Here is a 26,926-nt window from a genome sequence, read left to right on the forward strand (position 1 = left end):
GGCCGCGCCGGCACAGTAATGCCTGTGAGGGGGGCTGAAAAAATCACGCTTTAGGGTAATATCCCCGCCCTAGTGGCCCAGTAACCTGTCGCCATTGCCAGTCTTCGCACTGGTATCCCTCCGGACTGCTCACAACAATAACAAGGAGCGCCTCGGTATGCGTGGAAAGTCATTGTGGTACCCGCTACTCGCCTGCACCCTGGCCTTACTGGCGAGCCTCTCCTCCCTGGCCTTCGCCGAGGCCGCCAGCCCCACCGAACAGATGCAGGTCAACGCCTGCCGCGCCACCAGCAGCCTGCTGCTGTATCGTGGCGAAGGCCAGCAGAGCGTGCATGCCGAGCGCCTGAACAGCGACCTCGCGGCGCTGGATGCGGCGCTAAAGAGCAGCCCGCAGATCAGCGACGCGATGCGCCAATCGCACCAGCTGCTGGTCAGCGAACTGCGTCGCGGCCTGACCTTCGGTCCCAACGAAGAAGACATGCCCTGGAGCTACCCACGGGACCTGAGCAAGGCCCTGCGCGACTTCCTCATGGCGGTCAACCCGCAGGCCCCGGGCAACGCCCGCGAGCTGATCCCGGTCCAGGTCGAGTACCTGACGGTGCAGTACCTGTTCCGTTCCTATATCGGCTCCTTCGAGATCGCCAAGGAAAACACCGAACAGTACCTCGGCCAGGACGAGCGCAAGCTGGTGCCTCGCATCGATGGCGAGCTCAGCCAGCTGGACGACAAGAGCACACCGCGGCTGGACAAGATCAAGCTGCGCTGGAACTACCTGAGAGTCGCCCTCAGCGACCTCAACAGCGGCGTCACCAACATGGAAAGCAGCTCCGGCCGGCCCTTCGCGCCGACCCAGGTCGACCGTCACGCCCGCTCGCTGAGCAGCCAGCTGATGGCCGCCAACTGAGCCCACCCCAACACACAAAAAGCCGGCATCAGCCGGTTTTTTTGTGGCTATGTACCAGTTAAGTGTTGGGCGGGCATCGGTGCATGGGGCTTTTTGCTTTATCCCCTCGCCCCTCCGGGGAGAGGGTTAGGGAGAGGGGTGGAGCGGTCAGGCCAACGCCTTGCCCGACCTGATTCCCTCTTCCCCAGCCCCTCTCCCCCTCTTCATAAATGAGAGCAGGGAGAGGGGAGCCAGAGCGGGCGCGCGGGTTGCAACACGTAACTGGAACATAGCTTTTTTGTTGCCTGCCGAGCTCAGCCGAGCGCCTTGCCGTGGCGAATGCAGGTCGGCCCGGCGCGCTTCTCCACCGCCCGCCGTACCTCGTCGCGCAGGCCGCAGAGGAAGGCCAGTTCGGCGACCACGAACAGCGGGCCGACCACTAGGCCCATGAGGTCATCGACGAAGGCCGGTTTGCGCCCCTCGTAGTAGTGGCCGATGAACTGGATCAGCCAGCCGATGACGAACAGCCCCAGACCGGCTCCCAGCCAGACCGCCGTGCCCTGTACCGCCAGCACCGCGCCCGCCCACAGGCTGAGCCACAGCAGCCCGGCCATCACCAGGCCGAAGCGTAGGTCCAGGCGCAGGTAGAACCACGCGGACGCCAGCGCCACCAGTGCCGCCGGCGACAGCCACAGGCCGAACACTTCCACACCCGGGCGCGACAGCAGCACGGCGACGGCGAGGACGATCAGCGGAATGCCGATGAAGTGGCTGGCGATGTTGCGCCGGTCGCGGTGGTACTCGGCGTATTGGCCAAGGTGCTCGGTGAGGGTTTTCATTAGGGTTATCCTCGCAGGCTAGTAGCGCCGATAATGCCCCGCGCGCGCCGCGCGCTCTGTCAGCTAGCCGACAAACCCCAAGGGAAAGCATGTCCGATGCCCACGCTTACCGCCCGCTGCTGCTCAGCGGCCACTGGTTCAGCCATCTGCCGGCCGAGCTGCAGGACGCCCTGCTGGACGCCGCCAGCCTGCGCCGTCTGGACGCCGGGCAACGGCTGTTCAGCCGCGGAGACAAACCCTGCGGGCTGTACGCGGTGGTCGCCGGCAGCATCCGCATCGGCGCGGTCAGCCAGACCGGCAAGGAGGCGCTGCTGACCCTGATCGAGCCGCCTTACTGGTTCGGCGAGATCGCCTTGTTCGACGGCCAGCCGCGCACCCACGACGCCTACGCCGACGGCCCCTGCGTGCTGCTCAGCGTGCCGCAGGCGGCGTTGCTCGCCCTGCTCGAACGGCAGCCGCAGCACTGGCGTGACTTCGCCCTGCTGCTCAGCCAAAAGCTGCGCCTGGCCTTTATCGCCCTGGAGGAGATGAGCCTGCTGCCGGCCGCGCCACGCCTGGCGCGCCGCCTGGTGATGATCGCCGAGGGCTATGGCGAGGTCAGTGGCGAGCGCCGGCTGATCCACCTGGCCCAGGAGCAATTGGCGCTGATGCTGGCGATCTCGCGGCAGACCACCAACCAGATTCTCAAGGACCTCGAAGCCCAGGGCGTGCTACGCCTGACCTATGGCGAGATCGAAATCCTCGACCTGGAACGCCTGCGCCAGGTCGGCAAACGCTAGTCGCGGCTACCGACCCGCACATCGTCATTCGCCATGCCGGCGGGGTCGGCCAGCGCGGCGAGCGGCGCGTGCGACTGTCCGGCCTCGGCGTGCTCGCCCAACTGGCGGCTATGGGCATGGTTGGCCGCGCCACTGGCGTGCAGCTGGGCGAGGCTGGCGGTCAGCTCGGCGAGCTGCTGCTGTTGCCTGGCGCTGTCACCGCCGATCCCGGCCAGCTGGCTTTCCACCTCGGCAGCCAAGGCGGTGACGCCCTGCAAGTGCTCGGCGGTGTCGCCGAGCTGACCGGCGGCCTGCTCCAGTTGCTCGGCCTGGGCCTGGAGATGGGCGACCACGGCGGCGCTCTGCTGGCGGATGTCGCCGACGATCTGGCCGACTTCGCCGGTGGCCGCAGCCGTGCGCCCGGCGAGGTTGCGCACCTCGTCGGCGACCACGGCGAAGCCGCGGCCCTGCTCGCCGGCCCGCGCCGCCTCGATGGTGGCGTTGAGTGCCAGCAGGTTGGTCTGGCTGGCGATCGACTGGATCGCCTGGGTGACCAGTTCGATCTGCGCGCTGCGGTCATTCAGGCCCTCGAGCAGCTCGCAGCTGGTGTGGGTCTGCTCGCCCAACGCCCGCATGCGGGTCGCCGCCTCCTGCAGTTGCGCCTGACCGGCAATGCTGTGCCGGCTGGCCTGCTGCGCGACTACCAGGGTTTGCCCGAGGCGCGCGCCGCCCGCCTGCTCCTGGTGCAGCAGCGCGTCCAGCTGCAGGCCGGTCTGCTCCAGGCCTAGCCGGTGCGCCTGCAGGCCGGCGGCCAACTGCTGCGCCGCGCCGGCCCAGTGCGCCGCGCGGGCGTTGCGCTGGGCGCAGGCCGCACAGGGCGCCGCCACTGCCGGCAACGCCGTCTGCGGCGCTGGCAGTTCGTGCTCCGCCACCTTCCAGGGCCCCAGCCATGGCCACAGCGCCAGCAGCAGGTAGGCGGGAATGCTCCAGCTCAACGGCAGCTGCCAATGGGCGTAGGTCGCCATCAGCACCCCCAGGCCGATGGCGTGTAGCAGGGCGGCATAGGGGTGGCGGGCGTAGGCAGGGCGCATCGGAGGAGCCTCGAAGGCAATCTGGGCTGGACGACGGCTCCACGCCGGACGCGCGGAACCTAAGTCTCCAGTAGATCGGCTGCAAGTACGGCGACTTGAAAACTTTGCCGCCCGCTGGCCGTTGGCTGACGCTGCCCGCCGGTCAGTCCGCCACCTGCGCCAGCGCCCGCTGCACGGACGTGGCTCCGAGCCGCAGCATCTGCGCCGCCTTGCTCGCCAGCAGACCGGCCAACTCGGGCTTCGCCGGCAGATGCGCCAGCTGGGCATCGCCACGCACCTGGCGCACCAGCTCGGCAAGCAGCCCGCGGCTCCCCGGCTCGGTATCGGCGATCAGCCCCGCGGCCCGCCACCGGTCGCCAGCGTGCTCATCGCCAGCCTCCGCAAAATGGCGGCACCTTACCCGCGCCGCCAGTTCCGGCCATCGCGCTTTGGTCGCAGGCCTTGTTCCAGGCAAAAAAAGACCCGCCGGAGCGGGTCTCAAATACGCCTGACTGGTGAGACTCAGGCGAGTTCGTCGAAGCACTCGGCGAGGATCGCCAAGCCCTGGTCCAACTGCGCGTCGGGGATGGTCACCGGCATCAGGAAACGGATGACGTTGTAGTAGGTGCCGCAGGACAGCAGGATCAGGCCCTTGTCGCGCGCCTTGGCGACGATCTTGGTGACCAGCTCGGCGTTCGGCTTGCTCTCGTCGTTGCCCTCGAACAGCTCGATGGCGACCATCGAACCGAGGCCGCGCACGTCGCCGATCACCTTGTGCTTGGCCTGGATGGCCTTGAGGCCGCCGATCAGCCGCTCGCCGACGGCCTGCGAGCGTTCCAGCAGTTTCTCTTCGTCGAACACCTTCATCACCGCCAGCGCCGCGGCGCAGGCGATCGGGCTGCCGGCATAGGTGCCGCCCAAGCCGCCGGGGGCGACGACATCCATGATCTCGGCCTTGCCGCACACGCCGGAGATCGGGAAGCCGCCGCCGACCGACTTGGCGAAGGTGGTCAGGTCCGGCACCACGCCCAGTTGCTCGGTGGCGAAGAAGGTGCCGGTGCGCCCGGCGCCGGTCTGCACTTCATCGGCGATCAGCAGGATGCCGTGCTCGTCGCACAGCGCGCGCAGGCGCTGCATGAAGGCCTTGGAGTTGACGTAGAAACCACCCTCGCCCTGCACCGGCTCGATGATGATGGCGGCGATGTCCTGCGGCTGCGCATCGTTCTTGAAGATCCGCTCGATGCTGGCGATCGACTCGTCCTCGCTGACCCCGTGCAGCGCGCACGGCGCCTGGGCACGGAAGATGCCGCCGGGCATCAGGCCCATGCCCGCGGAGTAGGGCACGACCTTGCCGGTCAGGCCGAGGGTCATCATGGTGCGGCCGTGGTAGGCGCCGGTGAAGGCGATCACGCCGGCGCGGCCGGTGGCGGCGCGGGCGATCTTCACCGCGTTCTCTACCGCTTCCGAGCCGGAGGTGACCAGCAGGGTCTTCTTGGCGAAGTTGCCCGGCACGCGCTTGGCGATTTCCTCGCACAGCTCGATGTACGGCTCGTAGGCCAGCACCTGGAAGCAGGTGTGGGTCAGCTTGGTCAGCTGCTCCTGCACCGCGGCGATCACCTTCGGGTGCAGGTGGCCGGTGTTGAGCACGGCGATGCCGCCGGCGAAGTCGATGTACTCGCGGCCCTCGACGTCCCACACGGTGGCGTTTTCCGCGCGCTCGGCGACGATCGGGTGGATCTGGCTGACACCGCGGGCGACAGCGGCAGCACGGCGTTGCAGCAGGGATTCGTTGGTTTTGCTCATGGTTTCCTCATTGGCCGCTCATCGTGCGGTTCAGTTCAAGGACAAATGCGCCTGGTTAAGCAGCACTGGCAGCATACGATGATCGACTGCAAGGGCCTGGGCCGGACGCGCGGGTTTTACAAATGCATAGGCGGATGACGCGCCTGGCGTCATCCGCCCTCATTAGTTTTGGCTTACAACCCCAGGCACAGGTATTTGATCTCGAGGTAATCCTCGATGCCGTACTTGGAGCCTTCGCGGCCCAGGCCGGAGGCCTTGACGCCGCCGAACGGCGCCACTTCGGTGGAGATCAAGCCGGTGTTGATGCCGACCATGCCGTACTCCAGCGCCTCGGCGACGCGGAACACGCGGGACAGGTCGCGGGCGTAGAAGTACGAGGCCAGGCCGAATTCTGTGTCGTTGGCCATGGCGATCACTTCGGCCTCGTCCTTGAAGCGGAACAGCGGCGCCAGCGGGCCGAAGGTCTCTTCCTTGGCCACCGCGGCGTTGCCCGGCACGTCGATCAGGATGGTCGGCTCGAAGAAGCTGCCGCCCAGCGCGTGCGGCTTGCCGCCGCTGACCAGCTTGGCGCCCTTGCCCACGGCGTCGGCGATGTGTTCCTGGACCTTGGCCACCGCCTTGTCGTCGATCAATGGACCGGTGGTCACGCCGTCTTCCAGGCCGTTGCCGATCTTCAGCTTGGCCACCGCCACTTTCAGCTTCTCGACGAAGGCGTCGTAGACACCGTCCTGCACGTACAGGCGGTTGGCGCACACGCAGGTCTGGCCATTGTTGCGGTACTTGGAGATCAGCGCGCCATCGACCGCGGCATCGAGGTCGGCGTCGTCGAAGACGATGAAGGGCGCGTTGCCGCCCAGCTCCAGGGAGATTTTCTTGATGTCCTTGGCGCACTCGGCCATCAGCTGGCGGCCGATCTCGGTCGAGCCGGTGAACGACAGCTTGCGCACGATCGGGTTGCTGGTCAGCTCGCCGCCGACCTCGCCGGCGCTGCCGGTGACCACGCTGAGCACGCCCTTGGGGATGCCGGCGCGGTGCGCCAGTTCGGCCATCGCCAGCGCCGAGTAGGGGGTCTGCGAGGCCGGCTTGATCACCATGGTGCAGCCGGCAGCCAGGGCCGGGCCGGCCTTGCGGGTGATCATCGCCGCAGGGAAATTCCACGGGGTGATGGCCGCGGTAACGCCGATCGGTTGCTTGATGACGATGATGCGCTTGTCCGGCTGGTGGCCGGGAATGGTGTCGCCATAGATGCGCTTGCCTTCCTCGGCGAACCACTCGATGAACGAGGCGGCGTAGGCGATCTCGCCCTTGGCCTCGGCCAGCGGCTTGCCCTGCTCGAGGGTCATCAGGCGGCCGAGATCGTCCTGGTTCTCCATCATCAGTTCGAACCAGCGGCGCAGCTTGCCGGCGCGCTCCTTGGCGGTCAGCGCCCGCCAGGCCGGCAGCGCCTTGTCGGCCGCTTCGATGGCGCGGCGGGTTTCCGCGGTGCCCATCTTCGGCACGGTGCCGAGGATTTCGCCGGTGGCCGGGTTGTTGACCTTGATGGTCTGGCCGCTGTCGGCGTCCTGCCAAGCGCCGTCGATGTAGGCTTGCTGACGGAACAGTTGGGCGTCTTTCAGTTGCATGACAGTCTCCTCAAAGCCGACACCCAGGCGCCGGGCAGATTGATTGAAACGAACTCGCCACACAGCGGCGAGCTCGGCAAAGTCTGGCGCGGAAGCGCATCCGATAAGGCCTGCAGCCGGCGGTGAACTCAGGATCCGAACTCGATCCGTTAGTTCCCCGGCAAAATCGACCGAGGCGTTTGAAATCTCAAACGAATCCTAGGGTCGCGACTGGCAAAGGGCAATAGTTTGTTCGAAAAAATTAACGAAACATAGAGAAGCTTGAGGATTTCCCCCACAAGTCGCCGACCTTTACGTACGTTCGTTCAATATCGCGAACGAAACCACCGGCATGGACGCCCGCCAGCGAGATGCGTATGATTGCGCCCGCATTGCATCCGTAGCTCAGCTGGATAGAGTACTGCCCTCCGAAGGCAGGGGTCGTGGGTTCGAATCCCGCCGGATGCGCCACCTTCTTTCCCTTGGTTCTCAAGGGGTTAGCGCTTCTGACAGAAACCTGTCCTAGTCCTGAAAGTCGTTTTTGCCACAAATTTGCCACACTTGAATGTGGCGGGAATGGTCGAAATGGCAACAATCAGGAATCGCGGCGAGTATCAGTGGGAAGCGCAAATTCGCCGCAAGGGCTATCCAGCCCAGCGCAAAACCTTCGAAACCAAAGCCGACGCCCAAGCCTGGGCACGCATGATTGAAAGCGAAATCGACCGAGGCATTTTCGTCTCCCGCGTGGAAGCCGAACGCACCGCCTTTTATGAGCTGATCGATCGCTACATTTCTGAGGTCGCCCCGAAGCACAAAGGTGCCTATTCGGAAATCAAACGCCTCGAAGCGTTGAAGCGTCATCCACTGGCTACCCGAATCGTCGCCACCCTCACCTCTTCCGACTTTGCCCGCTACCGTGATGAGCGCCTGAAGATACGCAAGGGCAATACGGTCAAGCGAGAGCTGGCGCTATTCCAATGCGTGCTGGAAGTGGCACGCCGCGAATGGGGTATTCACTTGGCTGAAAACCCGGTGCGCATGGTCAGCCGGCCGAGCTACAACGACGAGCGCTCCCGTCGTCTGGCCCCGGATGAAGAAGACTACCTACTGGCTGCCCTGGAGTATTTCGAGCGGCGTGCAGATGGCACTTACGCCGAGGGCTCGCACAATCCCTGGATACGCCCCATCGTGCAGCTCGCCCTGGAAACCGCCATGCGCCGTGGCGAGCTATTCCAGCTGTTGTGGAAGCATGTAAGTCTGGATCGCCGGACGGCCCACTTACCCTCCACCAAGAATGGTCTACCCAGAACGCTACCGCTCACGCCCAAAGCTGCACAGTTGTTGAGAGAGCTGCCCAGGTCGCTTTGCGGTCGAGTGTTCCCCACTACCGCTGACGCCCTCAAGAAGGCCTTTACACGTGGTTTGGCGAGGGCGCGAGCCCGATACTTGGAAGATTGCGAGGAGGCGCAGGTGACGCCTCAGGAGGGCTTTCTGCTCGACCTGCGCTTCCATGACCTTCGCCACGAGGCAACTTGTCGCCTGGCCACCAAACTGCCCAACTTGATCGAGCTAGCCAGTGTGACTGGGCATCGGGAGGTCAATATGCTGAAGCGCTACTACAACATCACAGCTGAAGAACTGGCTGCCAAGCTGGCCTGACCCTCAGCGCTGAAGATTGAGCGCCAGGGCGTCTGCCAACTCTCTGGCTCCGCTATTGCGTTCGACATTCCGCAACGCATCTAACTCGCACTCCTGCAGTAGCTGCGCATAAGTGCGATCAAAGCAATCAGCCACATACGTCGGAGTCAGTGAATCCAGCCTAAGACCTCGCTTGAGCTTGCGCAGCAGCATCCGTGCAGACAGCTGCGCGGCCTCTCGCTGATAGGTTCTGAACAGCAGGTCGCGGATGCCCCATGAGCTGATCCATTCATTTGCCAGAACCCAGAAGGCCAGGCGCCGATAAATTGGCCAGGTCATGCGCGTTTCGCCGCTCATGTAGCGCCGCAAGACTCGACCGTCCTCCGAACCACTGAGCCCGGACAGCTTTTGCTCCGACAGCAAACACTCGAGCGCCACCATCGAAAGCCCTGACTGCTTCAACGCACCGGCGAACAAGTAGACCGCCATATCTTGGGGGGCACGTAGAGCGAAGTTTTTTCGACCCGACTCGGTATGCATGCGCATCTCTCGAACCACGAGTTCGAATGCTTCTTGGTGGGTCAGATCGGTATTGGCGTGCATGCGGTAATTCTTCGGCTAACGCCAGCGCATGTCAAAAAGCTGTCCTAGGTAGCCCAGCTGTCTCTGGCGAACACTGAATGCACCCCAATGCAATCAGGCGACAGCGGCCATGAATGTCGATTACGAAACCATCCAGAAAATCCAAAAACTCGGCGACGACGTGTTGATCGGAGTGGCCGAAGTCGCTGCCCTAACTGGCTTCAGCATCCTCACTGTTCGGCAGCGCAAATTACCTGGGCTAGATCCAGTTCCTGGCTTATCCCGGCTTCGTTGGCGTCTGGGTGATCTGCGGCAGTGGATGCGATCTGGCCCCCAAGTCGGAGAGATCAGGAGTCAGGAACCTCTCCAGCAAAAAACAATTCGTCCAGGCGGTCGCCCTACCAAGAAGTCGCAGGTAGAGGCACGCAAATGACCACCTTCGAGACTTCAACGGGAAAGCCTGATTTGCCACAAGCACCGGCCACGAAGCGCGCGGAGCTCAATTGGTTTCATGTTTTTAAATCCATGGTTGATAACGAATTGGCCAGGCTCGGACCGGACGCCTTTGCCGTCTACTGCGTTATCAAATCGCATTGCGACCTGGTTACGGGTGTCGCCTTTCCCTCAGTGGCGACAATCGCGAAGAAGGCCGGGATCAGTGAGCGTCAGGTTATGCGCAAGATCAAATCCCTTGAGGCCTATGGCTACATCAGCAAGAACCGCGCTAAAGGGCACAATAGCTATCGATTGCGAGAAAAGATCCCCATCAAAGATGGGCGGGGACAGCATCAAGCCATGGCCAGCTGGGACTATCAGCCGGTGCGCCTCAGAGATGTTCTGGACGAGCTGAAAGCCATGCTACGAAACGGTTTATCAACCGGGCCTGTCATCCACATCGAGCAGCTTCAAATCATCCAAGGAGAAAATAGCTTGGGCTTGCAGATCAGCCACCAACACCTGCAGGAGCTTGAACGCAGTAGCCCCGCGCTATACGAGTCGTTGATGTCGATACGCAACACCTTGCAGAAGCGTAAAGAGCAGGAATATTGAGGTTATCCACACGCCACACAGTCGCCTGACTGTTTGTCAGGTAGTTTGTGGCTGAAGGTGACAGGCTGGCAGGTCAAGGGGGTGTTTACCTGACAGGCAGTCAGCCTAACTAGAAGAGAAGTAAAGCTATAGCCAATCAGTGCGAGGTCGGCCGAAACACCGTTTCTGCTCCTCCCTACCGCCAATGCGGAGCCTTGCCGTCAGGAAGCAGCCCTACTTTCCAAGCACGCAGAACGCGGGCGGACCCAGACGCTGGCGGCGCTGCTCGCCCTCTGGTTTGCGCATCGTCTCCCTGCGTCGCTCGGCAGTCGCCCCCGTTCCTCAGGTGAGGCCTGCTCGATAGTCTGCATCAGCCACTCACGATTGAGCCGCTTAGCCTCCATGATTTCTTCGAAGCTGCCGTCAATTTGCTGTAGCAGGCACGCCTGCCAATCTCTCTCGAATCGCGTACTTGTTTGGCGCTAGTTTCATTCGCGCTCACAGCCACTGGTTACTGCTGGTTGGCAGTCCAATTAATCCGCCCATTCGCAGATACGCACTGTATGACTTATCTGGGTTGTCAGAGAGCTGTCCAAGGGGATTTCCCGTGGCGTCAATTCAGAATCCCCCGCCGTCCTCTGACGTAGCCTTAACCTGTCACCCTGGCTGCATCGCCAGCACTGTAATCAAGTTCAACCAGGCGTCACCAAACCGATATACCAGCGTTTACCCAAGCGATTAACGTAGCTTTCAACTTCAGTGCGCCAGAACAGCGGGACAAGGTAGGGTTTGCTATACCGCCGTAAACGGCGAAATAGCAATCGGTCGGCTGCAGTCGTTGCACTCCCTTCCCGACCTACCACCCTTGCTCAGGGCAAGCCCCGAGACCCCATAAGCGAAGCCAGTCAGAGGCTGCCTGAGACCCCATGCAGTGCCAAAGTCTCGTGCTCTGTAAGGCCATGCCGCTGATGGATCAACCCTCCCTCTGAGCACAGAATCTGATGCTCCAACTCCTGCTGAATGAGCAACCGTTCCAGCAGAATGATTTCGCCTTCCGCCTCAATTTGACGGAGCTCCATCGGACTGTTGAACGCCCAGCGGTCAAGTATCTGCCAGGCTCGCGCATGGAAGGATGGAGAACGTCGGACAGCCTCGATTGTGCCGCCGGCCAGCACAGTGGTGGCGATTGACAGTGGAGAGTTGTTGCTCAGCATATGGTTCTCCTTCTTGAAGGATCGTTGACTGTTGCCCTATGCGCCGAGCAAAGCGGCCAACCTGGCTTCAGTGGTAAGCACCTCGGCCGGTTTCAGCACAAGGCTGAACACCGGAATCTTAAGGTTGCTAGTCAGTAGCTCTAGCCGATGGTTACGCTTCCCGACCGGCACAATGCGCCAAGAGCTGATTTCAGCTAGCTGGAAGAAATGCCCTGCGCCATCGACGGGGTAGGCCAGCAATCTGCGTGCGGAGCTATCAATGCCTAGGTAGGCATCGCTCATCTTCGCGAATACCTCGACCTGGGGTCGAAAGCCTTGAGCCTGGAACGCTGCAGTTAGCTGTTTCAGCTTGCCGGCATAGCGTTGATCAACCCACCAGAACAACCAACCCCCGCCCATGAAATACAAGACCAAGGCCCAGAACAACCAGCGCACAACCGGGTCTGCACCACCGCTGATGCCGAGGAAGAATGCTAGGTTGAACCCACACAGCACCATGACAATCAGCAGCAGCGCCCCGATCGGTATGCACCCGACAACCCACATCGCTCGCAATAGCTCCCATGCCGACCTCATCTTTCGTCCTCGTATCAATGAATGAGGCGAAATTATCTGAAAATCAGATATCTTAAAAGCAGATATAGCTTGGCAAGCCGCCCCTCACAGACACGCGGCTATGACCAAGGCTATCTACAGGCCCGAATATGAGATTTTTCTTCAGCAGTTGAAGCACATGCGCATGGAGTCTGGATTGACGCAGGCTCAATGCTCTGCGGCTCTTGGACGACCACAATCGTTCATGAGCGACGTTGAGCGAGGAGTGAGAAGGCTAGATATCGTGCAATTGCGCGATCTATGCCTAGTGCTAGGGATGGACTTGGCGAGCTTTTCAAGAGCCTATGAACAAGCCCTTGGCGCAAAATGACGTGCGTTGTCGCCCTTTACATCTGAGGTAGCAAGGCTCCGCAAATCAAATAGTGAAGACTGGCACTATGAAATCCATCATTGAAGAAATTGGGCTCGAGCTCGCCAACAATCTAATGGCCGATGCCACCGCCAAGGCCGTCAGAGAGAGTGCTGCTCTCGGCTTGCCCGACGCCGTCAAGCTCGACGGAGCTTGGTGTGCCAGGTTTCCAGATGGCCACGTTTTGCCACTTAACGACTATGTCGCATTAGAGGAATCCTCTAGTTAGCGACTAAAGCGCATTCAGCAGGCTCTGGATAGTTCGGCACGATGAGTATACTGCGGGGCGTAATTGAACGACTTGACGACTGATTGCATTCTCCATGATCAAGCATTTGCATTCGTGTCGACCATTCGCTTGCATGCGCTTTGACTAGTCACACCGTAGTAACGACAGACTGCACTCGATCCAAAGCAGGCGTTTCTTTATCGTAATAACATCTTACGTCTTGGGAGCACCAATAGCGGCGTAAGTAATACTCTAGATTTTGGAGGTTGGCTGCTATTAGTAAGGAAATCTTATTTCGGCGGGGTTCGATATTTCTTTGTGGAATACGAAGTCCACATGAGGTATCTCAATCTCACTTTTGGTTGAGCAACAGTCACCAAATCTACCGCCACCCTTACATGGGCAGTCTTGATCTAATTTGACACGGGAGAATTTTTCGATAGGGAATTTCATTCTTGTTCGAATAGCACCCCACTCTTCAAATGCATCTTCTAGAAAATCAATCAGGTATTCTATCAGGGAGAAATCCAAGGTTTCATCGTTGTGAACAACAGAGTATTTCTGGACTGGCTTTGAAACTATCGATATCTCCTTGAGCTCTAGGTCGTGCCCCACATGAAGGCACAGTTCCCCATTATATATTTTTCCCTTGCTGTGGGCACACCTGGATCGAGGTCGGATCTTATGGTCACATATGCTGCAGGTGTAATAACCGACAGTAAACCCAGGACTGGAAAATACACAATAAGGGTACAGTGATTGCCAGCTCAGAGCTTTTGCGCCTATGAAGCTAACTCTTGTTTTAGCACAGAAGTCCTTGCTTGAGTTTTCCTGAATAAATTGGCATTTAATTTCGCACTGCTCTAGATCGTACCAGGCCTCCCTGTACTGCTTGTTCTTTATCTTGTGGAATGCTTTTATATATATTAAGTTCAACTCAAGAGCTTCAAGCTCTCTCCAGCAGTTATTTGCACGCTCTTCATCGCCAAGGGCAATGGCGTTCTTTTTAATTTCTTTAAGCTCATCTAATATCCTCGCAATTTCAGGGCTATCTGAGTCTTCAAAAGTTGATAGCTCAATGCGCATCATCCAACTCCTTTACAGCGTTGATAGCCTTATCAAGGCTTTCAATTTTTCCATCAAAATTAACAGAGGTTGTTGTGCCATTCTTCCTCTCAACAATGATCTGCAGGGAAATTTTATCTTCATTTTTTGCTTTAAGCTTGTCGTAAATATAAGATGATATGACATTGCAAAAAATCGGAACAACAACGCTGGTGATAAAGAACGTACCAAGCCAAATATCTGCACCATGCAGGCTCAGCTCTTTGTAATCCTCGTCGGAGGCATAAATGTCAGCATCTATTTCATTGTTATTTAGGTGATCAAGAATATCGAGACTGCCTGCGTAGAACGCATCGATCGTGCCATGAGACGGCAGAATTACCACGCTCTTGTTCTTAATGGTTTCAGCTAATGATATTGGCGCTTTACTCAGTAGCCCCGCAAGCGTCAAGGACTCTTCCCGTACTTGGAATTTCTCTTCAATTTCCATGAATGCCATATTTATCGCAAACTCCTTCAAGGTAGTGAACTGCCATAGGCTAATACTAATCAGTGTGTGACGCCAGTTCAGGCCTTGGAAGGTGAGAGCGAGGCAGACTTGTGGTTGAGCGGCTCTGTCTGGGTGCGCAGGCGCGGTGGTTGAGGCCCAATGCTGTCGGATTATGCTTTCACCACATCTGATAGATGTGATAGAACTCAACGACTTCGGCCGCAGCGAAAAAATTCATCTTTGCTCAGAGTTGGCCAATGATGTCGCACACCTTCAAAGATCTTGTAGCTAGACATGGATATGCCTTCGTCCGCGAGCATTGTCCGGGGACAGATACGATTGCGGTGGCCAATTCAATCGGCCAGTCGGTGGAGCCTTGGAAAGGTGGGGCTGTGCAAGATTTGGTCCCTCGTTCTAGCTCGACACCGAACACGTATAGTGGTATCTACGGCCTTTCTCACTTCCCATTCCATACTGATCTAGCGCACTGGCGCTTCCCTCCACGATATTTATTGTTACGGTGCGTGAACGGGTACGCGGATATCCCAACGCTGCTGCTTGATGGTGAAGCCATTATTGAAGCCGTAACGTTGGATATTCTGACGCGAGCCATCTTCAAACCACGCAGACCAAGACAAGGAAGAGTTCAGTTGATGCGTCTATACGAGTCTGGAAGTGACGGTTACTGCTTCCGATGGGATGAAGTATTCCTCCAACCCTCAAGTAGAATTGGTGATATAGCTAGCCAACGCATCCATGAGCAGTTCAAGAAGTGTAATCCTTTGTCTATCGCCTTAGAAAGAAGTGGCGATACCTTATTAATTGACAACTGGCGCATGTTGCACGCTCGCTCACCAATTCCCGCCGGGCGTGAAGATCGGAAAATTCAGAGAGTTTATTTGGAGAACCTTCATTGAAGAAGACAGTCAATCCGGCGGCAACACCATCAGTCTGGGACCCCGAAGCCCTCTATATCAAGGCTCAGCGCTATGTGCAACATATGAGTGAGCTGGATAGTGACGGATGGGAGTATGCCCTTTGGTCAGGTTTTTCTCTTGAATTTTTAGCACGCGCAGCACTTGCTAATATCAGCCCTGCACTATTGGCGGAGACTGATAAGAACTGGGCTAGCCTATATCATGCTTTAGGCTTCAGCCCTACTGAAGAGCGGTTCTCACCTAAGTCCATTGCAATTAGTGAGGTTTTCAAGCGCCTCATGGCGATATTACCTAACTTCACAAAGGAGCATGAAGCCTTCGGGATTTTACACACAGGCAGGCGCAATTCCGAGTTGCACACGGGCGAGCTTGCTTTTGATGGTATTAAAGGCTCAGTTTGGCAGCCACGCTTTTATCAGGCTTGCGAGATTCTTCTCTCGTCGATTGGAATGACTCTTGATGATTTTTTCGGCAAAGATGAAGCAAGTGTCGCAATGCAACTAATTTCTGCAGCAGCTGATGATAGTGCCAAAGCAGTGAAAGGCGACGTCGAAGCTCATAGTAAAGTCTGGAAAGCCAAAGGTGAAAAGGAACGTGCCGCGTTGCTAGCGCAAGCTTCTTTAAGAGCGACTCGGCAAGCCGGCCACCGGGTGGACTGCCCAGCGTGCTCTTCACCTGCCTTAGTCTTTGGCGAGCCTGTTTCTGCTCCAGTACAAAGTCTTCGGGATGGTGAAATAACCGAAAAGCAGGAATATTTACCAAATCTATTTGAATGTATCGCTTGTGGTTTAAAAATTTCTGGACTCTCCCGTCTTGCTGTTTTAGGTCTCGGAGATAGATATAAGAAGACTCAAGTTTATGATGCTGCCGAATACTACGCACCACAAGATGACTATTTTGGTTACGATGAAGACAATAATGAGCCCTGAACTAAAGTAGGATCTTTGCCCGCTCTTGGCTGGCCGTTCGCTGCCAGTTGCCTTCTCGGCGTATATTGGCCAAGTCGGATGCAAGCGGTGGTTGACTGGGCGACGGCAATGCAATTGGGCGGTCAAGCGCGATGCAATTACACAGCATGACTTTGCAACGAGTGATGCCACAAATTTGCCACACTCGACCCGCTAAACGGGGCGAAAGCACGCTAACCCCAGCTATTATAACCCTTTGATTTTCCAGCTAATGCACGCTAACGTGTTGATTCTAAACGTCGGCTTTTGGGACTCCGAAGGCAGGGGTCGTGGGTTCGAATCCCGCCGGATGCGCCATATAAAACAAGGGCTTAGGTGAAAACCTAGGCCCTTGTTTTTTCCTGTGTCCAAAATGTGTCCATTCTGTGCCCAGCTTTGCGAGGGAACGAATGACGCCTCCCCAATCTTGACCACTGAACTGGCAACCAAATCAGACGGGCGGCACACGGCCATCGTGGGCTTCCCGTTGAAACTCTAGGAGCTGTGTCTACAGTCATCCTGAATTAGCAACCCATGTTCAGTGTTGTTCCGGTGGTCGTAGGGGTTGCGTGCCGAGAATAGAGGCATTCCGGTCTCCGGACGGTGCAATGTAGCCCATGTCCTTTGCCGATCGGGCGATTGCTGTAAGTGCCACCATCCGTTGGATGTTGCGGTCTCTCTGAGCGGACGCCGCTGCTCTCGACTGCTGGGAGGAGGTATATATGGCACTCATTGAGATTGAAATGCTTGAGCAGCGCTTTAACCAACTCGTTCACCTGTTGGTTTCTGCGGGACCGATCCCGATCGGCATTCTGAGCGGATTGGGGGTGAGCCGCCTGATAGCGGAGTTCACCTGGAACCGTGTGGAGGTAGGGCATGCTCCGCCCGGATTCGTCCCCCCAGTGGGTGTCCTCACAGCGCGCTGCGAGGTAACGTTGCGGCACGTTTCGACTGATGAATTGGATGTAGACCCGAACGCGGTCGGTACCACTACTCGCGCAACCAGCTGGGTCAACATATCGGCGAACACTTCCTCTTTGATGATCGATCTGCTGGCGGTTGAAGTGCCCGCGGCGCCCACGCAGTTCTTCACACCTCAGATACGCATTGCCCGGCACCAAATCGATCAATTAGAAGAACTAGAAGAACTTGGAATTGATGGTATCGCCGCCGCTTTGCTTCTCTTCCGGGATGGGATAGTGACGGTACGATTTGCGACGCGAGCCACCGATCCAATTCAATCGGTCCCTTTGAATCTGCTCGCCGGTGTGGGAGATGAATGGGCGATACGCCTTTCGGGCGAGTTGTTCACGGATGCCCTGCTAGCTGCGTTGCAAAAAACGTTAGCAAAGCCGCCGGGAGGGACGACGGTCGAGGATGCACCTACCGCCTTCTGGGGCGTGAAGGGCGGCAGCTTTGCGGCCATTGGCAGTGTGGGGCTAGAGAAGAAGGATGCGTGTCCGGGGTTGTTCGGGGACGTCGACATTTCGGTGACCGTCGATGTTGCCCTTACTCCATCTGCAAATTTTGCAGTGGTACCGCCACAGCTAGACCTGACCCTGCAACTCAGCAGCAACGCCTCAGATTGGGACGCGTTGCGCTGTTGGCTGGGCAGCTTTGGCTTAGGGAGCGCGCTATTAGGGTTTATCGCAGGCCCCATTGTCGGGCCGGTCTTTGCAGGGCTCGCATTGTTGATTAGCAGTATTAGCACGCTGATCATCGTTGGAGAAAAGGTGCGGCTGGACGCAGGCAAAGAAGTTTCTGGTACGGACGTCGAAGACTTCACGCCCACCAGTAGCACCTCGACAACGGCAACGTTCATCCGTCACGTCGATCTGCCCTCGCTGAACGACTCCGTCGAGTCGGCAACGACCGGACCTCTTGGGATGCTAATTTCTGGTCGGATCCTCTTACTGCCAGCAATCCACGAAGTCACGTTCACGCCCAACGGCGGAGCGTTGGTTGGCACTCTGCGCAATTCCTTCGATTGTGGTCGCCGCACCTGGCAGCAAGAAACTGAAGTGCAGGACATCCTGATTGAGGATCGCGCCGACGTATTAGGACGCGACCTGGGTCGCGTGCCGGTGACCGTGTTTAAGTCAAGCGCAGCAACTCCGCCAGACCTGTGGTCCGTAGAATATCCGGTACCCAGTCCGCAGCAGTTGGTGGCTATTCGTGGTAGCAAAAAGGTCAAGCCAGGTGACACGGGGCGCGTTTACTTGCACACGTCCGCCGGTATTCGTCGTTTCGACATCCCAGCGGTTCCCCCTCTAGCTGCCCCGACTCAGCAGGAAACGATTGCCGCCGTTGCCCAGTGTGCCCGAAAGGAAAGAGTTTTCACTCCCCGCGAAGAACTCGAATGGCTCATCGATCCGCCGCCATTCGATTTCGGCTATCCAGCACTGCGGCAGTGGCTATTCACCTTTGCTGAGTTGCCCGCCGCGACACGCATCGTGATTCATCGCGTGAGCGATGGTGTTCGTAGCCAAGCGATGGAGTTCACTGCCGAACATGCTGGCGAAGCTTCCCTGGAATTCATCACGGATCCAGCCACTAACTTGTTCATGGAGCACAACCAAGATGTGATTGCGGCGGGTCGGCTTTTGCAAAGGTGGGTCATACCCACGGAAATGATCGATATCAGGGAGCCTGGTCTACAGCTGATGCGCTCAGGCTCGATGATAGCCGTGGCCCAGCGAGGCGGAGTGTTTGCCCACGATCTGGAAACTGGCTCGAACATGCGTCAACCTGGTGAGCTGCGTTTGACCAAGCTCGCAACCGGTGGTCTTGAAGTCATGCAGCAGACGCGACGTCACCTGAGCCGAGGGCTCGCTCGGAAGGGCCCGGGTCAGATAGCCCGCGAAATAGCACCCGGTGCACTGCCTTTCAGCCTGACGTTGCCAGGCGGCAAAGTGGCCGCTCTGTACGAAAACAAACTGTTCATCGGAATTCCCTGGCAACCTTCGTCGATCATCATGGCTCCGAGGCAGTAGTCCGATGATCGATTAGGCAATGCCGTCGGCGGGGCGTGGCCAGCATCACTTCCAAGCTGGGCATGCCTTGGCCGAGGGAAAAACAAAGGGCCGCATAAGCGGCCCTTGCGGTGCGGAGAAGCGTTACATCGAACCGCTGAACTGCGCGTAGACCTGCTCCTCGGGTTCGAGGAAGCGGCTGGGCCTGATTGGCCTTGACCGGATCAGCCACGAGTAGATTCTGCCGATCCGGGAGAAGGTTTCCTTACGGCCTCGATTAAGATCGTGAGCATGTGGCCTGCGTTATCTTGCTGTTTTAATTAATCCAACCCTGCTGTTTGTGTGATTGCGATTTCGATTATTCATAAGAGCAAATCGAAGTTGATCTAATCCCGAATCAGTCTATTGTAATTATCAGCATTAACTGCAATTTATCCTGCAGTTTTCAGGAGGTAAGTTGTATCTGTCATATTAGTCGATCAGCAAATGTTTGTTTATTTGTGATGATCAATTAGTGGGATCGGTTTGGCAACATCGAGGTCGAAATATCATGGGAATCCAAATTAATCTGTGTGCCGATCTTAAAGGGCTGATCTTGAAAAACCCTGAGCATCCGACAACACGGGAGGAAGAGGAAGCACTGGCAAGCCGTAGAGAGGCGCAATTGGAGTCGATCGCGCTTCTGAATCAAGGTGACTTTGGCGAGGAGGATCGAGGAGAGTTATTAAAATCTAGGATTGATGTATATAAAGAGGCGCTGGTTCCGCTCGGAGTTAACTTCGATGGCTTGATTGGCAAACTTCGAGAAGGCGAGAAAGCCTATATCAGCGGTCTGGAGGCGAGTATTAAGCGTCGGAAGGCCAGATGGGCAACCTTGGCTAATGATCGCTTCTCCGACCTAGTCTTCACCGTACCTACCAAGGTTGATCCCTATTTCTGGTGGGCTGAAACTACACCGATCCTTATGCCAAGAACTGAGGTTCAGTGGCGTGACGATGGAATGCATGTCACCGGATCGGGCCCGAAGGTAGACGATAGGAATGGAACGATCAGCGCCAGCGTTGGTGCTGTGGCTAGATTCGCGCTGCAGCCCGAACGGATTCCGGAATCGAAGTCAGGAAGGTATCTGTCGAGCCCACACGTTGAGCTTTTTGGCGGTCTTGTACTGCATGCTCCGGACACTGACTGGTTCCAGATAACGGGAGTGGCCTCGTGTAATTTGTTTCTCAAGCAGACCATCTATAAGTGGCTTTTCGGGCCGCCTGGCTCTGGCCCAAAAATAGTTGCACAGCAATCGAGTGGTAGGCAACTGCTCTACCTTGAGGAGGCCGGTTTCTCGCGCCATGTTGAGATGCCTGGCTTCGAGTTGATCCCCGCCGTTAGCTTCACTAATCAGGATTTCAATAACACGGTAACCCTTTGGGCTGATGTAGAGGTTCGCTTAGATATCCGATTGCGGGCCGCGGGCGCTCTCTGCTGGTGCGATCCGGAGATCCTTCTCCGTCATTTCCAATGGCCCCTCCAACCAATTTAATCCCCAAACCTACTTGCTGGTGCCGGCCTCAGGTTCTGCTGAGGCCGCCGCCGGCGCCGGATGGAGCCAGTGCCTCCTCGTGCGGTTTGCGTGCCTGCGCTGGGGCGGGATGACCGAATGTCGTGGCAAAGGCCTCCGCACTGGCCTGGATGGCCTTGGTCACCTGCGTTACGGTCTCGGCCAGATCGGCATGAGTGACCAGCACCTGTTCTACGCACTGCAGGATGTTCTCGATGCGGTCCTTGGGATTGGCGACGTTGCAGGTCTGGGCAAACTCCAGCAGGCCCAGGCGGGCCGCGAACAGGCTCTTGGACTGGCGCAGTTCCAGCGCCAGCGCCTCCTGCGGGAAATAGGCGGTGGTGTTGACCACGTCGTACACCGGCGCCAGGTGGCAGTCCTGGCAGGCGAGGGTGCCGTCCACCAGCTGTGGGTGGCGGTACAACACGCCGAAGTTCTTCAGGTGGGCATCGCCGCTGCCGACGATGCAGCTCAGCGCGACGGTATCGAATAACTGGTGCAAGCCCGGCAAGCCGGCCGCCTGGGCGATCGACATGCAGAGAAACTCGTTGACCGCCAGCCCGGGGTACTCGCTTCACGGGCCAGCGACGGTTTTCACCCGCTTCGCGCAGGTCGCTAGAATCCGGCGAACTCGCACACGCCACGAGTGGCCCCATACGGGGGTATGTCCAGTTGCCCAGCGCCCTACAGCGGACACACCAGCGCGTCCGCACTACGGCTCCGGTGTTCGCCGAGAAAGACGCCCAACTGCTCGAGGGACAGTGGTTTGCTGAGCAGATAGCCCTGGATGAAGTCGCAACCCAAGCCGCGCAGGAAATTGAGTTGCTCGATGGTTTCCACGCCTTCGGCGACCACTTGCAGGTGCAGGGTATGGGCCATGCCGATGATGGCCTGGACGATTTCCCGGTCGGCACTGCTGGCCGGAATGTCGAGCATGAAGGAGCGGTCGATCTTCAAGGTGTCCAGCGGCAGGCGCTTGAGATAGGCCAGCGATGAATAGCCGGTGCCGAAGTCGTCGATCGAAATGCTCACGCCCAGCTCGCGGATGCATTGCAAGAGGATCAGCGCCTGATTGACGTTGTTCATCAGGGCGTTCTCGGTCACCTCCAGCTCCAGGCACTGCGGGCGGATATTGGCACCGTTCAGGGCGCTGGCGACGATCTCGGGCAAGTCGTCATGGTTGAGGTCGAGCGCCGAACAGTTGACTGCCACGCGCAGACCGTGGAAGCCGTGCCGGCCAAGCAGGGCGAGGTCATGGCAGGCGCGCCGCAGCACCCAGGCATCCAGTTCGGCGATGAAGCCATTGGCCTCGGCAATGCCGAGGAAACGGTCGGGGGCCAGCAGGCCCAGGCGCGGATGCTGCCAGCGCACCAGCGCTTCCAGCTTGGTCATCGTGCCGCTGGCCTGCTCGAGGATCGGCTGGTAGTGCAGCAACAGCCCGCAATCTTCCAGCAGCGCCTGGCGCAGTTCTTCCTCCAGTTGCAGCTCGAGGGTGACCTTATGCTTGAGGTGCTGACTGAAGAAATGCACCGCATTGCGGCCACTGCCCTTGGCCTGATAGAGCGCCAGGTCGGCATGCTTGAGCAGTTCGTCGCAGGTTTCGCCGTCATGTGGGGACAGGCTGATGCCGATGCTGGTGCTCATCACCATGCAGCGTCCGCCCAGGGCGATCGGCTCCTTCAGCCGCTGCATGATGCGCTCGGCCAGGGCGTGCGCCTCCTCGCCGCTGTTCAGGCTGAGCAGGATGCAGAACTCGTCGCCCCCGAAGCGCGCCACCACGTCTTGCGGGCGCAGGGTGCCGCGGATGCGCACCGCCACCTCGCGCAGCAGTTGGTCACCGGCATCGTGGCCGAGGCAGTCGTTGACCCGTTTGAAATGATCGATATCGAGGAACATCACGGCCAGCGCTTGTTGCCGCTGCTCATGGCTGCGCAGGTACTCGCCGAACACCTCGGTGAAGGCGCGGCGGTTCAGCAGGTTGGTCAGCGGGTCGTAGTGAGCGGCCTGTTGCAGCATGGCGCGCGCCTGATCGAGTTCATTGAGCAAACGGTTGACCTGCTGCAAGTCGCGCTCCTTGCTTTGCAACTTGCGGTCGGCCCAGGCCGCGCCCAGGCCGCTGCCGATGCTCAGGAAGGCAATCGCGGCGATGCTCAGGCCCAGTTGCGTGGCGTTTTGTGCACTCTGCAGGCTGAGCGGCGTGCCGGAGGGCACCACCAGGTCGAGCGCCCACATGCCGGTGAAATGCATCGACACGATGGCGCCGCCCATGACCAGGCTGGCGATCACCTTGAGCATCTGGTGCAGGGTGCTGTCACGGCGGCGAAACAGCAGGGCCAGCCACAGGGCGGCCAGACTGGTGAGGAAGGCGATGACGATCGACAAGGCGAACAGGCCCGGCTGGTAATACAGGGTCGCGCTGGAGCGGATCGCGGCCATCCCGAGGTAATGCATCAGGACGATGCCCAGGCTGATGTACAGCGCGGTCCGCAGGTACTGCCAGGCAGTCAGCCGGTAGCGCGCCAGCGAACGCATCGCCAACAGCGCGGCGAGCACCACCACCAGAAACGACAGAATCGTGGTTGGCAGGTCGTAACGAATGGCGATGGGCGCCTGAAACGCCAGCATGGCGATGAAGTGCATCGCCCAGATGCCGCCGCCCAGGCACATGCCGCCCACCCAGTACCAGTTGCGCCGCGCCTGGGGCTGGGTATAGGCCAGGCGGTCACTGATGCTCAGTGTCGCGTAACCGGCGATGCAGGCCACCAGATAGGCCACCAGCACCAAGCCAGGATCATGGCTGCAAGCGAGCACGAGTTGCCCACCCTCTGGGTGCCCGATGAGAAAGCGCAAACCTAACCATTCCATAGCGTGAGTTCCTCTCAGGCCAAATTCAGGGATGGAATATCGGTGCCGCAACGGAGCAGTATAGCCAGCAATTGCAAAACGCCATTATGCGACCCTGGCGCCGACCAAGCCGGCTGCTCAGGTGCCGGTCTGGCCGATTCTTTGGGCTGGGCCGAAGCGCTCGGCTCAGCCCCAGAAGCGCCGCTGTCGCCCGCCGGCTTTGCAGCGTGCAGGTGCCAGCGCCCGCCGTTTACTGGACCGTGCATACCGCACTCAAGCTCGACCGCCCCGTGGCGCTGGGGTTGTTGCTCGGCGCCATGGAGTAGGTATGACGCGCATGGATTGTCCTTCCGTACGGCTGGATGTCAGCGTTGGAAAACCGCGCGCCCTTGTGAATCAGCCCGTTCCTTCAGTTCTGTACGACCTGCAACTGGGGTTGCAGGAGCAGCCGTCCCAGGGTCGAGAGCAGCCGCTCGTAGTAGATGGACTTGCGGAAGAAATCGAGGACGTGGAGGCGCAGGGCCTCGACCACGTCGTCGATTTCGGCATGCCCGGAGGTCACGATGATCGGCAGGTACTGGCGGTTGGGGTGCTCGCGCAAGCGCTGGATCAAACGAAATCCGCTTTCCGCGGGCATGCGCAGGTCGGTGATGACCAGGGCAATTTCGGGGTGCTGGGTAAGCTGCGCCAGCGCGACCTTCACCGCATTGGCGGTGTGGCAGCGGTAACCTTCGCCTGCGAGCATTTCGGCCCGCTCGAGGAGGATGTCTTCGTCGTCATCGACCTGACCTGCCCCGGCAGCCTGAGCCGCCGCGGCATGCACCGCTTGGCCGCCAACCCCGGAGCCCACCTCAGGCAACTGACCGTTTGCCCCTGACTCAGGGCCGGGGCGGGGGTTCTATACTTGAGGGGCCTTCCCCCTGAGTCGAGGCGGCCCATGGCTGCGTACTGCGCCTCCCCCGAAGAACTCGAATACCTGAACCGCGCGCTCCGTACCCTGAGCGGCTGCAACCGCGCCCTGTTGCGCGCCCGGGACGAGCAGAGCCTGTTCGAGGAGATCTGCCGGGTGATGGTCGAGGAGGCCGGCTATCGCCTGGCGTGGGTCGGGCGCGCCGAACGGGACGCGGCGAAGTCCATCACGCCCATGGCCCATACCGGGTTAGACCTGGCCTATGTGAACTCGCTGCAGATCACCTGGGCGGACAACGAGCGCGGCCACGGCCCCACCGGCACCGCGATCCGCACCGGCCGCCCGAGCCTCAGCCGCGACCTGCAGACCGACCCGGACACCGCGCCCTGGCGTGAGGGCGCGCAGGCGCACGGCATCGCCTCGGTGCTGTCGCTGCCGCTGCGCGTGGAAGGCGAGATCTTCGGCGCCATCGGCATCTGCGCCGCGGAACCCGACGCCTTCGGCGAACGCGAGCTGGCGCTGCTCAGCGAAGCCGCCGACGACCTGGCTTTCGGCCTGCAGACCCTGCGCAGTCAGGCCCGGCGCCGCCAGGTCGAGCTGGAAGTGGCCGGGCTCAACCGGGTGCTGGCGACGCGGGTCGCGGTCAACCACGCGGTGATCCACGCCAGCGAGGAGCCGGCGCTGCTCAAGGACATCTGCCGGGTGCTGGTGGAGGACTGCGGCTATCGCCTGGCCTGGGTCGGCTACCGTCAGGAGGACGGCCCCGCGCCTTACCGGCCGATGGCCTACCAGGGCCTGGACGACGGCTTCATCGCCCTCGGCACCGCGTGGAGCGGCACCGCCGCGGGTGCGGATTTCGTCCACTACCTGCAGCCGGTGCTCGAAACCGGCCAGCCGGTGGTGCTGCACGACTTGCTCAACACCCTGACCGGCCCGCTGCGCGAGGAGGCACGCCGACGCGGCTACGCCGCAGCCTTGGTGTTGCCGCTGCGGGTCGAGGGCGCGCTGAGCGGCGTGCTGTCGATCATCGCGGGGCAGGCGGAAGCCTTCGACGCCCAGGAGGTCGAGTTGCTGTTCGCCACCGCCAACGACCTCGGCTTCGGCATCACCACCCTGCGCACCCGCGCCCGGGCGGCCGAAGCGGAAGCGACCATCCGGCGCATGGCCTACAGCGATGCGCTGACCGGCTTGCCGAACCGCCTGCGGCTGCATGAGCTACTGGAGGAGGGCATCGCCACCGCCCGCCAGGACCGCCGGCCGCTGGCCCTGCTGCAACTGGAGATCGGCCGCAACCAGGGCATCAACGAGACCCTCGGCTACCGCGAGGGCGACCGCCTGCAGCAGGAGATCGCCGCCCGCCTGGTGCGCACGGTGGACGCCAGTCACCCGGTGGCGCGTATGGGCGAATGCGAGTTCGCCGTGCTGCTGCCCAGCGGCGACGCCGAGCGCGCTTCGCAGCTGGCCCAGCGCATCCTTCAGGCACTGTACCAGCCCTTCGAGCTGTCCGGGCTGCTCCTCGACGCCCGGGCGCACATCGGCATCGCGCTGTTTCCCGGCCACGGCACCGACCCGGACGCGCTGATCCGCCGCGCCGGCAGCGCCATGGAACAGGCCAAGCGCAGCAATGCCGGGGTGGCGCTGTTCCACGGCGGCCTGGACCGGGAATGCGCCCAGCACCTGACGCTGATGGGCGACCTGCGCCAGGCCATCGCACGCAACGAGCTGCTGCTGTACTACCAGCCGAAGCTGCGCATCGCCAGCAACACCGTATGCGGCACCGAGGCGCTGGTGCGCTGGCAGCATCCGCAGCACGGCCTGCTGCACCCCGACCACTTCATCAAGCTGGCCGAAAGCGCCGGGCTGATCACCCCGCTGACCTTCTGGGTGCTCGACACCGCGCTGGGCCAGCGCTACGCCTGGCACGAGGAAGGCGACGAGCGGCCGATCTCGGTCAACCTCTCGGCCCACGACCTGCGCGACCCGAAACTGCTCGAGCGCATCCAGGGGTCCTTCACCACCTGGGGTGCCAAGCCGCACTGGATCGAGTTCGAGCTGACCGAAAGCGCGCTGATGGCCGACCCGGTGGCGGCCCAGGACACCCTGCGCCAGCTCAAGCGGCTCGACACTCGCCTGACCATTGACGACTTCGGCACTGGCTACTCCTCGCTGGCCTACCTGCAGAAGCTGCCGGTGGACGCCCTGAAGATCGACCAGTCGTTCGTCACCCGCATGGCTCGCAGCAGCGGCTCGGCGAAGATCGTCCACTCGATCATCGAACTGGCCCACAACCTGGACCTCACGGTGGTCGCCGAGGGCGTCGAGGACCAGGCCACCCTGACCCAGCTCGGCGACCTCGGCTGCGACATCGCCCAGGGCTACCAGATCAGCCGGCCGATCCCCGCGGAACAGTTCCGCGACTGGGAAGCGCAGTCGATCTGGCATTGAGCCGCGCGTCCACCTGTTCCCCGCACCGATCCGCCGGGCTTGCCGCTCCCGCCCATGGCTCGGCCACGCGCGGCAGCGGAGGAGGGGTTGGGCGCAGCGATAGCCCTGCGGCGCGGACGGATGGATATCGGCGCAACGCGCCTCAACCCAGCC

At 60.0% G+C, this 26,926-nt stretch carries 25 protein-coding genes and 1 tRNA gene; 13 read left to right on the forward strand and 13 right to left on the reverse strand.

Annotation, left to right across the window (positions count from 1 at the left end):
• Window positions 1-157 precede the first annotated feature (157 nt).
• A complete protein-coding gene (locus tag D3880_RS00540; RefSeq protein ID WP_119891599.1) occupies window positions 158-904 on the forward strand; it encodes a hypothetical protein in 747 nt (248 codons plus the stop codon).
• 293 nt (window positions 905-1,197) lie between these two features.
• On the opposite strand, the gene D3880_RS00545 is transcribed toward D3880_RS00540, so the two are convergent.
• Complete coding sequence (locus D3880_RS00545) at window positions 1,198-1,722, reverse strand: Mpo1 family 2-hydroxy fatty acid dioxygenase (protein ID WP_119891600.1); 525 nt, start codon at window positions 1,720-1,722, stop codon at window positions 1,198-1,200.
• 89 nt (window positions 1,723-1,811) lie between these two features.
• On the opposite strand from D3880_RS00545, the gene D3880_RS00550 reads away from it, so the two are divergent.
• Complete coding sequence (locus D3880_RS00550) at window positions 1,812-2,501, forward strand: Crp/Fnr family transcriptional regulator (protein ID WP_119891601.1); 690 nt, start codon at window positions 1,812-1,814, stop codon at window positions 2,499-2,501.
• Here the strand turns inward: D3880_RS00550 and D3880_RS22900 are convergent.
• The 4 genes from D3880_RS22900 to gabD form a co-directional block, all read right to left on the reverse strand.
• Entirely contained in the window at window positions 2,498-3,571 is a 1,074-nt protein-coding gene (locus D3880_RS22900; RefSeq protein ID WP_119891602.1) for a methyl-accepting chemotaxis protein, read from the reverse strand. The two genes, D3880_RS00550 and D3880_RS22900, sit on opposite strands and share 4 nt — an antisense overlap.
• 142 nt (window positions 3,572-3,713) lie before the next feature.
• Window positions 3,714-3,857 (reverse strand): hypothetical protein, encoded by a 144-nt coding sequence (locus D3880_RS22970; RefSeq protein ID WP_162934914.1) that lies wholly within the window; start codon window positions 3,855-3,857, stop codon window positions 3,714-3,716.
• Window positions 3,858-4,072: 215 nt separating this feature from the next.
• On the reverse strand, window positions 4,073-5,353 hold the full coding sequence (gene gabT, locus D3880_RS00560) for a 4-aminobutyrate--2-oxoglutarate transaminase (protein ID WP_119891603.1): 1,281 nt from the start codon (window positions 5,351-5,353) through the stop codon (window positions 4,073-4,075).
• 173 nt (window positions 5,354-5,526) lie between these two features.
• Window positions 5,527-6,975 carry an NADP-dependent succinate-semialdehyde dehydrogenase gene (gene gabD, locus D3880_RS00565; protein ID WP_119891604.1) on the reverse strand — a complete coding sequence of 483 codons (1,449 nt, stop codon included), beginning with the start codon at window positions 6,973-6,975 and terminating at the stop codon, window positions 5,527-5,529.
• A gap of 373 nt (window positions 6,976-7,348) precedes the next feature.
• On the opposite strand from gabD, the gene D3880_RS00570 reads away from it, so the two are divergent.
• Both D3880_RS00570 and D3880_RS00575 read left to right on the forward strand, forming a co-directional pair.
• Window positions 7,349-7,425: transfer RNA gene (locus D3880_RS00570), tRNA-Arg, on the forward strand.
• 105 nt (window positions 7,426-7,530) lie between these two features.
• Window positions 7,531-8,613, forward strand: coding sequence for a site-specific integrase (locus tag D3880_RS00575; protein ID WP_238474390.1), 1,083 nt, complete (start codon window positions 7,531-7,533; stop codon window positions 8,611-8,613).
• Between the two features lie 3 nt (window positions 8,614-8,616).
• Here D3880_RS00575 and D3880_RS00580 read toward each other — a convergent pair whose 3' ends face one another.
• A complete protein-coding gene (locus D3880_RS00580; RefSeq protein ID WP_119891605.1) occupies window positions 8,617-9,195 on the reverse strand; it encodes a hypothetical protein in 579 nt (192 codons plus the stop codon).
• A 109-nt stretch (window positions 9,196-9,304) separates the two neighbouring features.
• On the opposite strand from D3880_RS00580, the gene D3880_RS00585 reads away from it, so the two are divergent.
• Window positions 9,305-9,607, forward strand: coding sequence for a helix-turn-helix transcriptional regulator (locus D3880_RS00585; RefSeq protein WP_119891606.1), 303 nt, complete (start codon window positions 9,305-9,307; stop codon window positions 9,605-9,607).
• On the forward strand, window positions 9,604-10,224 hold the full coding sequence (locus tag D3880_RS00590) for a helix-turn-helix domain-containing protein (RefSeq protein ID WP_119891607.1): 621 nt from the start codon (window positions 9,604-9,606) through the stop codon (window positions 10,222-10,224). The genes D3880_RS00585 and D3880_RS00590 overlap by 4 nt, the downstream gene beginning before the upstream one ends.
• 884 nt (window positions 10,225-11,108) lie before the next feature.
• Here the strand turns inward: D3880_RS00590 and D3880_RS00595 are convergent.
• Window positions 11,109-11,417: a hypothetical protein gene (locus D3880_RS00595; protein WP_119891608.1), complete on the reverse strand. Its 309-nt coding sequence runs from the start codon at window positions 11,415-11,417 to the stop codon at window positions 11,109-11,111.
• 36 nt (window positions 11,418-11,453) lie between these two features.
• Window positions 11,454-11,993, reverse strand: coding sequence for a hypothetical protein (locus D3880_RS00600; RefSeq protein ID WP_119891609.1), 540 nt, complete (start codon window positions 11,991-11,993; stop codon window positions 11,454-11,456).
• Between the two features lie 100 nt (window positions 11,994-12,093).
• Between D3880_RS00600 and D3880_RS00605 the strand changes: the two genes are divergently transcribed.
• Together D3880_RS00605 and D3880_RS00610 are read left to right on the forward strand one after the other, a co-directional pair.
• A complete protein-coding gene (locus D3880_RS00605; RefSeq protein ID WP_119891610.1) occupies window positions 12,094-12,342 on the forward strand; it encodes a helix-turn-helix domain-containing protein in 249 nt (82 codons plus the stop codon).
• 67 nt (window positions 12,343-12,409) lie between these two features.
• A complete protein-coding gene (locus tag D3880_RS00610; RefSeq protein WP_119891611.1) occupies window positions 12,410-12,610 on the forward strand; it encodes a hypothetical protein in 201 nt (66 codons plus the stop codon).
• Window positions 12,611-12,886: 276 nt separating this feature from the next.
• Here D3880_RS00610 and D3880_RS22585 read toward each other — a convergent pair whose 3' ends face one another.
• Entirely contained in the window at window positions 12,887-13,696 is an 810-nt protein-coding gene (locus D3880_RS22585) for a zinc chelation protein SecC (protein ID WP_162934915.1), read from the reverse strand.
• Window positions 13,686-14,174 (reverse strand): hypothetical protein, encoded by a 489-nt coding sequence (locus D3880_RS00615; protein WP_119891612.1) that lies wholly within the window; start codon window positions 14,172-14,174, stop codon window positions 13,686-13,688. The genes D3880_RS22585 and D3880_RS00615 overlap by 11 nt, the downstream gene beginning before the upstream one ends.
• Before the next feature lie 248 nt (window positions 14,175-14,422).
• On the opposite strand from D3880_RS00615, the gene D3880_RS00620 reads away from it, so the two are divergent.
• From D3880_RS00620 to D3880_RS00635, 4 genes are all read left to right on the forward strand, one after another.
• Complete coding sequence (locus tag D3880_RS00620; protein WP_218567588.1) at window positions 14,423-15,082, forward strand: TauD/TfdA family dioxygenase; 660 nt, start codon at window positions 14,423-14,425, stop codon at window positions 15,080-15,082.
• Window positions 15,079-16,032 (forward strand): hypothetical protein, encoded by a 954-nt coding sequence (locus D3880_RS00625; RefSeq protein ID WP_119891613.1) that lies wholly within the window; start codon window positions 15,079-15,081, stop codon window positions 16,030-16,032. Before D3880_RS00620 ends, D3880_RS00625 begins: the two co-directional genes overlap by 4 nt.
• A 740-nt stretch (window positions 16,033-16,772) precedes the next feature.
• Window positions 16,773-19,043: a hypothetical protein gene (locus D3880_RS00630; RefSeq protein ID WP_119891614.1), complete on the forward strand. Its 2,271-nt coding sequence runs from the start codon at window positions 16,773-16,775 to the stop codon at window positions 19,041-19,043.
• 529 nt (window positions 19,044-19,572) lie between these two features.
• On the forward strand, window positions 19,573-20,556 hold the full coding sequence (locus tag D3880_RS00635) for a hypothetical protein (RefSeq protein ID WP_119891615.1): 984 nt from the start codon (window positions 19,573-19,575) through the stop codon (window positions 20,554-20,556).
• Between the two features lie 28 nt (window positions 20,557-20,584).
• Here D3880_RS00635 and D3880_RS00640 read toward each other — a convergent pair whose 3' ends face one another.
• The 3 genes from D3880_RS00640 to D3880_RS00650 all read right to left on the reverse strand — a co-directional run bounded on the left by D3880_RS00640 (window position 20,585) and on the right by D3880_RS00650 (window position 24,163).
• A complete protein-coding gene (locus D3880_RS00640) occupies window positions 20,585-21,109 on the reverse strand; it encodes a HipA domain-containing protein (RefSeq protein ID WP_119891616.1) in 525 nt (174 codons plus the stop codon).
• Between the two features lie 149 nt (window positions 21,110-21,258).
• A complete protein-coding gene (locus D3880_RS00645; protein WP_119891617.1) occupies window positions 21,259-23,439 on the reverse strand; it encodes a putative bifunctional diguanylate cyclase/phosphodiesterase in 2,181 nt (726 codons plus the stop codon).
• A gap of 388 nt (window positions 23,440-23,827) precedes the next feature.
• Entirely contained in the window at window positions 23,828-24,163 is a 336-nt protein-coding gene (locus D3880_RS00650; protein WP_119895640.1) for a response regulator, read from the reverse strand.
• A gap of 192 nt (window positions 24,164-24,355) precedes the next feature.
• Here D3880_RS00650 and D3880_RS00655 point away from each other — a divergent pair, with 192 nt between their 5' ends.
• The gene (locus D3880_RS00655; protein WP_119891618.1) at window positions 24,356-26,773 is read left to right on the forward strand and encodes a bifunctional diguanylate cyclase/phosphodiesterase; all 2,418 of its coding nucleotides are present in this window, start codon (window positions 24,356-24,358) and stop codon (window positions 26,771-26,773) included.
• Window positions 26,774-26,926 lie beyond the last annotated feature (153 nt).

Origin of the sequence: Pseudomonas cavernae (genome assembly GCF_003595175.1) — a bacterium.
Classification (GTDB): domain Bacteria; phylum Pseudomonadota; class Gammaproteobacteria; order Pseudomonadales; family Pseudomonadaceae; genus Aquipseudomonas; species Aquipseudomonas cavernae.

Bases quoted from the DNA above. Each gene is read 5' to 3' on its own strand.
- D3880_RS00540 (WP_119891599.1), top strand. From the start codon at position 158: ATGCGTGGAAAGTCATTGTGGTACCCGCTACTCGCCTGCACCCTGGCC.
- D3880_RS00545 (WP_119891600.1), bottom strand. From the start codon at position 1,722: ATGAAAACCCTCACCGAGCACCTTGGCCAATACGCCGAGTACCACCGC.
- D3880_RS00550 (WP_119891601.1), top strand. From the start codon at position 1,812: ATGTCCGATGCCCACGCTTACCGCCCGCTGCTGCTCAGCGGCCACTGG.
- D3880_RS22900 (WP_119891602.1), bottom strand. From the start codon at position 3,571: ATGCGCCCTGCCTACGCCCGCCACCCCTATGCCGCCCTGCTACACGCC.
- gabT (WP_119891603.1), bottom strand. From the start codon at position 5,353: ATGAGCAAAACCAACGAATCCCTGCTGCAACGCCGTGCTGCCGCTGTC.
- gabD (WP_119891604.1), bottom strand. From the start codon at position 6,975: ATGCAACTGAAAGACGCCCAACTGTTCCGTCAGCAAGCCTACATCGAC.
- D3880_RS00575 (WP_238474390.1), top strand. From the start codon at position 7,531: ATGGTCGAAATGGCAACAATCAGGAATCGCGGCGAGTATCAGTGGGAA.
- D3880_RS00580 (WP_119891605.1), bottom strand. From the start codon at position 9,195: ATGCACGCCAATACCGATCTGACCCACCAAGAAGCATTCGAACTCGTG.
- D3880_RS00585 (WP_119891606.1), top strand. From the start codon at position 9,305: ATGAATGTCGATTACGAAACCATCCAGAAAATCCAAAAACTCGGCGAC.
- D3880_RS00590 (WP_119891607.1), top strand. From the start codon at position 9,604: ATGACCACCTTCGAGACTTCAACGGGAAAGCCTGATTTGCCACAAGCA.
- D3880_RS00595 (WP_119891608.1), bottom strand. From the start codon at position 11,417: ATGCTGAGCAACAACTCTCCACTGTCAATCGCCACCACTGTGCTGGCC.
- D3880_RS00600 (WP_119891609.1), bottom strand. From the start codon at position 11,993: ATGAGGTCGGCATGGGAGCTATTGCGAGCGATGTGGGTTGTCGGGTGC.
- D3880_RS00605 (WP_119891610.1), top strand. From the start codon at position 12,094: ATGACCAAGGCTATCTACAGGCCCGAATATGAGATTTTTCTTCAGCAG.
- D3880_RS00610 (WP_119891611.1), top strand. From the start codon at position 12,410: ATGAAATCCATCATTGAAGAAATTGGGCTCGAGCTCGCCAACAATCTA.
- D3880_RS22585 (WP_162934915.1), bottom strand. From the start codon at position 13,696: ATGCGCATTGAGCTATCAACTTTTGAAGACTCAGATAGCCCTGAAATT.
- D3880_RS00615 (WP_119891612.1), bottom strand. From the start codon at position 14,174: ATGGCATTCATGGAAATTGAAGAGAAATTCCAAGTACGGGAAGAGTCC.
- D3880_RS00620 (WP_218567588.1), top strand. From the start codon at position 14,423: ATGATGTCGCACACCTTCAAAGATCTTGTAGCTAGACATGGATATGCC.
- D3880_RS00630 (WP_119891614.1), top strand. From the start codon at position 16,773: ATGGCACTCATTGAGATTGAAATGCTTGAGCAGCGCTTTAACCAACTC.
- D3880_RS00635 (WP_119891615.1), top strand. From the start codon at position 19,573: ATGGGAATCCAAATTAATCTGTGTGCCGATCTTAAAGGGCTGATCTTG.
- D3880_RS00640 (WP_119891616.1), bottom strand. From the start codon at position 21,109: ATGTCGATCGCCCAGGCGGCCGGCTTGCCGGGCTTGCACCAGTTATTC.
- D3880_RS00645 (WP_119891617.1), bottom strand. From the start codon at position 23,439: ATGGAATGGTTAGGTTTGCGCTTTCTCATCGGGCACCCAGAGGGTGGG.
- D3880_RS00650 (WP_119895640.1), bottom strand. From the start codon at position 24,163: ATGCTCGCAGGCGAAGGTTACCGCTGCCACACCGCCAATGCGGTGAAG.
- D3880_RS00655 (WP_119891618.1), top strand. From the start codon at position 24,356: ATGGCTGCGTACTGCGCCTCCCCCGAAGAACTCGAATACCTGAACCGC.